The sequence below is a fragment of the Wolbachia endosymbiont of Cylisticus convexus genome (genome assembly GCF_003344345.1).
Genome location: NZ_QPIP01000166.1, coordinates 1 through 1,316 on the forward strand (window position 1 = coordinate 1; position 1,316 = coordinate 1,316).

1 protein-coding gene and 2 pseudogenes are annotated in these 1,316 nt (G+C 35.0%); all 3 read right to left on the bottom strand.

Features of this window, described 5'->3' with window-relative positions:
- Positions 1-196 precede the first annotated feature (196 nt).
- Positions 197-520, bottom strand: a pseudogene (locus Wcon_RS09715) (IS4/Tn5 family transposase DNA-binding protein); the annotation flags it as partial.
- Positions 521-601: 81 nt separating this feature from the next.
- A pseudogene (locus Wcon_RS09720) lies at positions 602-794 on the bottom strand (IS110 family transposase); the annotation flags it as partial.
- The coding region (locus tag Wcon_RS09725) for an IS4 family transposase (protein WP_114517656.1) at positions 788-1,316 on the bottom strand (529 nt) is incomplete at its 5' end. The gene Wcon_RS09725 and the pseudogene Wcon_RS09720, both read right to left, overlap by 7 nt.

Sequence of the window (1,316 nt, forward strand, 5' to 3'; positions counted from 1 at the left end):
ATTGTACTCATATCTAACACTCCTTTCTTTTATTATTTTATAACTTACTTTTCTAAAGTGTCAGATCAAGTCTTGTTTAATACACATTAGATCTTAATGACTCTTTTTTACGTTCAATTGTTTTACTATCAGGAGGTAACTTACATGCCGTTGATCACCTTATATCACGCCATTTTTGATACTTTCAACACTTATGCCCCAACCCGCTTGTTTTTTTGTGGCCAGTATATGAAAGAAAACTTGTATCTTGAATTACAATAATTCTTTTATAATCTTTTGCTCTTTCAACAGTTTTTGTAATATGTGATGCTAAGATGTCAGCTTCTTTTATGCTCTCGTTTTGGAAAAAGCGATATGCTGCCTTTGCCTCTGACCAACTTTCACATGCTTGATTGATTGAACTTTCAGGCATATTTGCCAAGCTATCAGCAATATCTACTAATCGATCAGTTAATCTTTTATCCCCAAGTACAGCATTTCCAAATTCATTTTTAGCCCATTCATTACTCTTGCTTTCCATTTTACACCCTCAATATTTGCAAACTTTAATATTGTAATACTTTGTTTTTATGTCCATTTATATTTGTGGGTAATAGTAAGGTCTTACATAACTACGCAATACGCACATCTGATCTAAATGATCCTTGGAGTAACCCGTAGCTGTGTAATTGTTGAAGCCATTGACAATCCTGGACGTCTGATTTTCTTCCGGGTACATTTTTTACATGTCTTGCATTTACCAGTTTTACCTCAAATCCATATGACTCAAGTATTTGAAACCTTACTATTACCCATAAGTATAAAGTTCAGTAGCAAGCCTCCATCCTTCTGATAAATCAAAGAGACGTCTCCATCCTTTCCAAAGGGTAATAGGTCCAGGTTCTGGGTCATTTTTTCTGGCTAAGTGGCCTCCAAGCTGAGCAATCCATGAAACAACCTCTTTTATAGTAGGAGTTACATTTGGGCATTTGTGTATTTTCGCGTATAAAACTTTCCACTCTTCTTCAGCTAATAAAGTAGTGCACGGTAGTGTTGGATTGGTTCTTGCAATTGTTGTAATAAAAAAAATTCTCCAAGCAATAACACTCATAACCGTTAAATACCTCATTAATCTTTCTGCTGTTTCAAGTCTACATTCTTCAACTTTAAGGCCAGATTTTAAAATTTTATGAAGTATCTCTATCTTCCATCTAAGACAATACCAACTAACCTTTTCAACTGCCTCATCAAAAGTATTGACAGGAAGATTCGTTAAAAGCATCCACTCTAGCGGACTTGCTTCAGGAGGACAGAACAACATAAACTGCATAAAGTGG